We start from the raw sequence: 7,150 nt of genomic DNA on the forward strand, positions 1-7,150 counted from the left end.
GAATCCTTCAGCTGCCTGGCCGTTTTATCGAGATCCGCTTTGGACGTCTTGACGTTCTCCAATTGGACATTCAGATTGTCGAGCTCCGCAGTCAGCCCGGTGATGATACCGCTTTGGTCTTCCACTGTTTTCTGGAGGTCCGCGTTCTCCTGCTGGGCCTGGTCTTTTTCTTGCCGGGCCTGCGTCCGTTCATTGACCGCTTTCCTGAGTTCCTGATTGGTCATTCCCTTGATATCCATATCGATGATGAATTGCGCCCGTTCCTCCTTTGGGATACCTAAAAGAAGCACCGCCTGGCTGTAGTTTAAATTCGGATTCGAATCCGAATTTGAGGAGGTAAGCTGTCCGGCTCCGTACTCTTTGAAGATACGCATCAGTTTATTGGCCCTGCTCTGGGAGAAATCGACCAACTCCTCCAGTCACTTGGAGCTGTAACCGCCACAATAAGATCAAATCAACTCATTCAACAATCACATTCAACGCCCTCTATTGGGCCCAATATTTGGATTTTTGCCGGTTCCTGGCTGTTATTCTTTGGTCTTTTTACTGTAGCCATCGGAAGTCAACAAAGAGTAAACGAAGAACAACAATTTGTTATTTTCTAGGAAACATCTTCTGTTTACTGCCATCCTTGTAGTCCCGCCATTTGAAGGAAACACTATCATTTTCAATGCTAATAATGCGTTTATTAGGTAGGGCTTTTTCCGCGATACCGAGGCTACCGGAGCTACACTCCATATGTCTTACAAATTACGATTTCTCATTAGTCCTCAGGCTTTTACGGACTGGGGTTTTCTTTTTTGCAATTGTCTTAAGTTATAAATTAATTTGTAGCCTGTATAAATCTCCATAGAATCTTACACAATAATAATGGAAATACATTTATAGGAGGAAAATAAATGCAAACTACTAACGTTACCGGAACAAGGTCAGCAGTAAATCAAATGCCAATGCCTACTGCGTAAACTCAAGGTCGTGTTGGACACTAATTTTTTCACAAAAGCGTGGTTTTCGTCCAGAAGACAATAATGTTTGTTCCAAAATAATGGATTTAATTGATGATCGGAAAATTCAACTTTTATTTGCACAGGATACTATAGGGGAATTAGTTTACTAAAATGCGCCATTGAAGGGAATGCAGATTATTTAGTTTCAGATGATTTTAAAAGTGGCATGCATGTTGTTGATAATATTAATTTTATGGTTGTTAGTTCTGATAAGTTTATAGAATTATTTTAACAAGATCAATAACGAAGCATCTGCTGAATGAATAAGAAGGCAGATGCTTTAAATATGGGTAGATATTCAGAAAAAGATACTGGAGGTGTTAAGGATGAGCAAAGTTTTATGAGCGTTAGAAGAAAAATATCTTTATAATAATGGAACGTGTAACATTTGGTGGTTATAAACTAGAAAATATTGGAGAGAGAAATGTCAAAGAAAAAACGCAGAAGCGGCCATTACTGCAAGATTTGTTCTGAATATAAATCGAATGAGAGCTTTTCGGGTAAGGGACATGCAAATCACATATGTCGAAGATGCAGTAAAAAGTCTCCAACTGAGCAAGCTGCAGATATGACCTTGAATAGACTTTTCAACATGCCCTTCAGAAAGCTTAGCCCGGCAGAAAAGAGCTGGCTTGAAAACAGACTTCATGATCAGCGTGAAGAAGTTAAATCGGCTGCTCAGGAGATATATAAGCTTTTGTATCCACACGCGGAGCGAAATAATAGGAAAAAGCAGCTTCATATCAACAAGTTGAGTATCAGGATACATTCGAAGGTATATGAAGAGCTGCGCGATGTACAAAATGCCAATTGTCTGTTCGAAGCAGATAAAGTGAGTAAGAAAATCGTTCAAACGGTATTTGCGAGTGACGGCTCTCCTGCAAGCAGACAGGAAAAATTTATGTTAGATAGCGATATGGCTAAATTCCTGAAATGGATAGTACATTCTCTCGAAATATTCGAATGGGAGCAAGATTACGGCCAGAATAATAACATCTTTAATTTTCTTAGTGATGATCAATTGTATTCTGACAAATTTGATTCCTTTGAAGAATGCTTAATAGGTGAAGAAGAAGTTCATTATCATAATGAAGCACCAGAAACAATCACATGGCATGTCGAGGTTGACTATTCTAATGGCACAATACAGAGAACGAGTGGAACGCATGTTTATCTACCAGAAAAGGTAGAAGAGCTTTATTGGGGTTTTCAGGAATTTTTCGCTCCAGCTTATTCTGAAGAGGAAGCATGCGAAGAAGACATGGAGCTACAGACAGGTATTGATGACTTACCATTCTGACTATCTCTGGGAAGCTTTGGTCGGCGTTTTTTGCAACTAGCGATTGTCCGCCACTGTTTGCGGACAACCTCGCGCTTTTATCCTGCGTCGAACGGGGAGAACGATGGCTCTCCACCTGAGTATGGACTAGACACCGGCAATAGCTAGGTATATACCAATCCTGAAAGTCTGGAAGGAAATTGAATACAAAAAGGTGCAGGCTGAAATTCAGAGGGTCATTGATTATCTGCTGAAAGAGGGAACAATATTTTAGATCTCACAACCGAATCTCACTTAAAAGATAAAAACTCAGATCTGAGAAGATAGTACGAGGGTGGTAACAATGAATCTTAACAACTTTGAAAACTATATCGAGAAAAAGATACTGTCAAGGGGCTATGACTACTATGAGAATAATTATGTAACGTCAGTTGAAGAAACTGAGGAGAATGTCTTTGAGGCAGAGGTTGAAGGCACTGAGCTCTACACGGTAGAGGTCGAACTTGATGATCAGGCAAACATAATCGATACCTTTTGCGATTGTCCCTATGACATGGACGATTATTGCAAGCATCAGGTAGCAGCATTTCTTGCTGTACGGGATATGAAAAACAATCTATCCAAAGGAAATAACCAGATATCCCAGAATAGTAGGGATTCAGAATCCGTACTTAAATCCCCGGTTCCGAAAAAAGAAAAGCGCCTAATATCGAAAAAATATTATCTGACAGAACCAAAGATGAACTGGTTGAAATTTTGCTGGATATCGTTACAGAATATGAAGAAATCAAGCGGCGAATTGAACTGAATTTTGATGATGGAAATGATGAGGATGGACTATCCAAGTCTATCGCGCTGATTCGCACCTTTATAAGTAACAATTCCGACAGACATGGATTTGTAGCGTACGGAGATACTGGTGACGCTGTCAAGGGTGCGGATCTGGTGCTGGAAAAGGCCCATTTTGCTTTAGAGCAGAATAAGCCTGTGCATGCTTTACAGCTTAGCCTTTGCGTAATCCAGGAGATGATGGATTTACTTCAAGGCGCAGATGACTCTGACGGTGTAATCGGTGAAATAATTGAGGAAAGCTTAGCCTTTATTGATGAAATGAGTGGGGATATAGAACTAAAACCAATTCATAAAGAAACTATGTTTAATAAGCTGATCGAAGAAGCATCTCATCGACGATACGTTGGTTGGACGGATTGGAGAATAGACCTTCTGGAAAGCTGTTCTGAGCTTGCAGATACTTCGGATTTACGAGGCAAATTGGAAAAATATTTAATCTTAATGCTGGAAAATGAAGAAGGAGATTCATGGGGTGTCAATTACTTAGCCGAGCGAGTTAATCTCATCCGATATCATCTGGTTGAGAAACATGACGGGCAGAAAAAAGCACAGGAATTTATTAAAAATAACCTTCAATACTCCAACTTTAGGGAAATGGCAATCGAAAGCGCTATGAACAAAAAGGATTATGACTATGTCATAAAGCTTACCCTTGATGGGGAGGACAAGGATAAAAGCCTGCGTGGACTGGTAAACCAGTGGAAGAAATACAGGCACGAAGCCTTTAAACTTTCCGGGAAAATTGATGAACAGCGTGGAATGGCAATGGATTTTATTCTGGACGGAAGCTTTGATTATTACGAGGAATTGAAAAACACGTATGCTACAAATGAGTGGCCCTCTGTTTACCCCAAGATCATTTTTTTATTGGAAAACCAGAAGAAGACTTATCAGGATGTCTACACCCGTATTCTAATAGAAGAAGGGGAAAAACAAAAATTACTTGAGTACGTTCAAGGAAGTCCATCATCGGTCGAGACTTATTACAGGCATCTTATTCCTGAATTCAAGGAAGAGATTTACCTGCTCTTTCTGCAACATATTGAGCAGTGTGCTGCAAGAGCAGGTAACAGGAAAGATTATCAGAGGGTATGTGCTATTATTCGTAATCTTAAAAAAGCTGGTGGAAAAGAACGGACATCGGAAATCATACAGAAGCTTTTTAACAAGTATGCAAATAGACCGGCATTTAGGGATGAGTTATCTAGAGTATAAATGATATTAAAGCTACATACGTTGAGCGGGCCATCGAACTGTTGGAAGGAGAGATTAACGATGACGAATAAAGGGATTGATTATTACTTAGCACTCCCGTATAAATACGCTTTATACCCGGCTGAAGAGGGTGTATGTAATTGAAATACCCCTGATCTGCCTGGTTGCATTACCCAGGCTGAGACCGCTGATGAAGCATTGGCCATGATCGAGGACGCCAAAAGGGAATGGATAGAGATAGCTTTGGAACAAGGCATTGAAATTCCTGAACTGGTCAAAGAAGACTACTCAGGGAAATTTAATGTGTGGGTCCCAAAGAGTCTTCGCAAATATTTAGCTGAACTCGCCAAAAAAGAAAATATAAGCCTAAATCAATTAATTCTTTATCATCTTTCGAGGAGTGCCGGATTTAAAGGCTGATAAACTGGAGCGGTTTAATACCCGCTCTCTTTATTTCTGCAATACCAATCGACTTCTGACAACTTTTGTTTCGTTGCTTGAGAAAATCAATTTGCTTGATAGTCCTCAATATTGAGTATTACGTTTCAGGAGAGCCACTATTCGGAGTTCATTGAGCCACTCTGGAGAAATTGAGCCATCCTTCCGGATCAGAGGACCATTCATGGAATACTGTCATCAGAAATGGGTGTAGGTAGAATACGATCCCATAAGGACGCAGTATAAGAACAATGCGAACAAAGGTTAATGCTCATAATCTTTGTTGCTTTAACTTTCGTTTTTCGCTCAATAATCTTTCCTTGTTTGGACTGGTGTCATTCAATAAAAAGTCTGCCCAAGCAAGTCCAAGTTTTTCGGTATTTTCTTGCCAGTACAGCAGGCGGTTATAATAGTAATTTATCTTTTCGCTGACTGGTTTTGAAAAGTCATCTTTTCCGTATTTTATGACTATTGCCGTCAATTCGTAGATAGGCAACCCCAAAGCGTGAGTTTCTACATGCACGGTAGCTCCAGCATGACCAATTGCGTGGCACAAAGCACCGTATTCGCTGTCATCAATTTTTTTTGCCACAGCATGTGAATCTAAAATAGCCTGTTTTGCCATGGGCATTTTGATTTTGCCCCTTGCCCAAGCCTCACATAGCTCCAAACAGGTTCTGGGTCTACGTTCATCGGGATACTTTGCTTCAAATTGTTCCAAAGGTAGTTTTGCACAATCCAATGCCCACATCACAATGGTTCGGTGTTTTTGTAATTGAATTAGATTAATTAACTCTTGTAAGCATTGACTGTCACGAGAAAAAAACAGTTTATTTCTTTTCATTAATTTAATTTCTACATCTGAAAACATAGTATTAACTCCTTCCCAATAAAGGTTCAACCTCTAATTGAGGGGGCGGCATTATACTGTAGGGTTTAAGAATAACTGGAGGTCCAGGGCTAAATATCCTTTGGATAATGAAAACTTGTATATAATGCTGAGCCCTCTAAATTTAGCCTTAATAATTCTCTAATTCTTGCTTAAGGTCATTAAGTAATGTATCAACTGACAATACCGCAGAATTAATATTATTGAAAAATATTGCAGGTTTAATCTCTTCTTTTTTCATCCCAGGTAACCATTTTTCAATAAAATCGTTTAACTCGATATTTTTAGGAGTATAATCTGCCCATTCTTCCTTTGCACAATATAAAGCAAATTCCTTTTTGAACAAAAAAGGAATCATTTTATTTCCATCTTTATCACTTATAATAGCCCAACCATAATTGAAAAGACCCCAAACTTCCTCCCAATCAACAACCTTCTTTATGAAATGCTCATATCTTTTTGGAACTGGTATTTTTATCAACGCCTCAAATTCCTTGTTGTTCATTCAATTCATCCTTGCATTAAATATTCTTTACATTATACTACGAATGCCATCCAACGCTGAATTAGAGGCGGGACGCATTTATACTACTGGGTTTAAGAATAACTGTAAGTTAAAAGTTTTAAAGATACGTTCAAAATGTGGGTCTTTAGCTAAGTTAAATTGCCTATTTTTTATGCCGCGATACCTAATGTGGGTTGATGTAAACATTTAACATATTCCTTATTCTTCTGACAATCTCCGACCGAATATTTTCCGGTTCCAAGCACTCGCATTTCTCGCCGAATTGCAGAATCATTTTGTACATATAATCATCTTCTACGAACGGAAAGTACGCAATATATTTGTTATCCCCCAAATCTTCAATTTTGTCTTCTCCGCAAAATTCGGTCATTAATTCCCGCAAGGATTCATCAATACGGAGTTTAAGGGTGATCTTTTTCCGATCTGTCCTGAAATAAAAGTCCATCGATTCATAATCGAATTCTCTTGGTATAAACGTCTCATTCTGGGTTTCGAGGGATGACATATTCGAAATACTGAAAATGCGAAAGTCATTTCTGGTCGTGCAATAGCCCTGCAAATACCAATTGGAATTTTTGAGCACTAACCGATAGGGCTCAATCTTGTGCGCCGGGCAGTTCTATTTGTATTAGAGGATTAAAGTTCCTCTGTGCGCCGATTCCATTCGGAAGCACTAGCTAACAGACAGGGCGTCGTCCGTGAGGAGGGGTCCGGAGGGTCTGAAGGCAAACTGTGGAACGGAGCGAAAGCGAACCGATGCTGGCTGGTTTGGTGGGTAACTTTGCAAGATGTGAGAAAGCCCGATAAATGGAAATAGCCAAATTAGTTAAGACGGTCGAGTTCACAGGGAGGCAAGTAGGATGACCCCGGGAGATCTCGCAGTGCCCGTGGAACGGTAACCTGACCTGCAAGGAGTGGTACTCTAAGTGGTCAACTATGCATTG

The 7,150-nt window shown here is 39.8% G+C and carries 9 protein-coding genes and 1 pseudogene; 4 read left to right on the forward strand and 6 right to left on the reverse strand.

Features of this window, described 5'->3' with window-relative positions; translation table 11 throughout:
* Together JL57_RS20725 and JL57_RS36560 are read right to left on the reverse strand one after the other, a co-directional pair.
* Positions 1-419 (reverse strand): annotated as a pseudogene (locus JL57_RS20725) (DUF3102 domain-containing protein); the annotation flags it as partial.
* A 175-nt stretch (positions 420-594) separates the two neighbouring features.
* Entirely contained in the window at positions 595-738 is a 144-nt protein-coding gene (locus tag JL57_RS36560) for a transposase (protein WP_366557065.1), read from the reverse strand.
* Positions 739-1,431: 693 nt separating this feature from the next.
* Here JL57_RS36560 and JL57_RS20730 point away from each other — a divergent pair.
* The 4 genes from JL57_RS20730 (at position 1,432) to JL57_RS20740 (ending at position 4,773) form a co-directional block, all read left to right on the forward strand.
* Positions 1,432-2,307, forward strand: a complete 876-nt coding sequence (locus JL57_RS20730; RefSeq protein ID WP_034143876.1) for a hypothetical protein — start codon at positions 1,432-1,434, stop codon at positions 2,305-2,307.
* A 322-nt stretch (positions 2,308-2,629) separates the two neighbouring features.
* A complete protein-coding gene (locus JL57_RS35090) occupies positions 2,630-3,094 on the forward strand; it encodes an SWIM zinc finger domain-containing protein (protein WP_291300364.1) in 465 nt (154 codons plus the stop codon).
* Positions 3,043-4,353 (forward strand): hypothetical protein, encoded by a 1,311-nt coding sequence (locus JL57_RS20735; RefSeq protein WP_291300365.1) that lies wholly within the window; start codon positions 3,043-3,045, stop codon positions 4,351-4,353. Before JL57_RS35090 ends, JL57_RS20735 begins: the two co-directional genes overlap by 52 nt.
* A 156-nt stretch (positions 4,354-4,509) precedes the next feature.
* Positions 4,510-4,773 (forward strand): toxin-antitoxin system HicB family antitoxin, encoded by a 264-nt coding sequence (locus JL57_RS20740; RefSeq protein ID WP_291300367.1) that lies wholly within the window; start codon positions 4,510-4,512, stop codon positions 4,771-4,773.
* A gap of 289 nt (positions 4,774-5,062) precedes the next feature.
* Here the strand turns inward: JL57_RS20740 and JL57_RS20745 are convergent, their stop codons facing one another.
* The 4 genes from JL57_RS20745 to JL57_RS35095 form a co-directional block, all read right to left on the reverse strand.
* The gene (locus tag JL57_RS20745) at positions 5,063-5,662 is read right to left on the reverse strand and encodes a putative immunity protein (protein ID WP_034143877.1); all 600 of its coding nucleotides are present in this window, start codon (positions 5,660-5,662) and stop codon (positions 5,063-5,065) included.
* Between the two features lie 148 nt (positions 5,663-5,810).
* Positions 5,811-6,185, reverse strand: coding sequence for a DUF2750 domain-containing protein (locus JL57_RS20750; RefSeq protein WP_034143878.1), 375 nt, complete (start codon positions 6,183-6,185; stop codon positions 5,811-5,813).
* A gap of 184 nt (positions 6,186-6,369) precedes the next feature.
* Positions 6,370-6,807: a YafY family protein gene (locus JL57_RS20755; protein WP_291300368.1), complete on the reverse strand. Its 438-nt coding sequence runs from the start codon at positions 6,805-6,807 to the stop codon at positions 6,370-6,372.
* Positions 6,808-6,883: 76 nt separating this feature from the next.
* On the reverse strand, positions 6,884-7,150 hold a 267-nt coding region (locus JL57_RS35095; protein WP_291300366.1), incomplete at its 5' end, for a hypothetical protein.

The sequence above is a fragment of the Desulfosporosinus sp. BICA1-9 genome, assembly GCF_000802135.1.

Bases quoted from the DNA above. Each gene is read 5' to 3' on its own strand.
- JL57_RS36560 (WP_366557065.1), bottom strand. From the start codon at position 738: ATGGAGTGTAGCTCCGGTAGCCTCGGTATCGCGGAAAAAGCCCTACCT.
- JL57_RS20730 (WP_034143876.1), top strand. From the start codon at position 1,432: ATGTCAAAGAAAAAACGCAGAAGCGGCCATTACTGCAAGATTTGTTCT.
- JL57_RS35090 (WP_291300364.1), top strand. From the start codon at position 2,630: ATGAATCTTAACAACTTTGAAAACTATATCGAGAAAAAGATACTGTCA.
- JL57_RS20745 (WP_034143877.1), bottom strand. From the start codon at position 5,662: ATGTTTTCAGATGTAGAAATTAAATTAATGAAAAGAAATAAACTGTTT.
- JL57_RS20750 (WP_034143878.1), bottom strand. From the start codon at position 6,185: ATGAACAACAAGGAATTTGAGGCGTTGATAAAAATACCAGTTCCAAAA.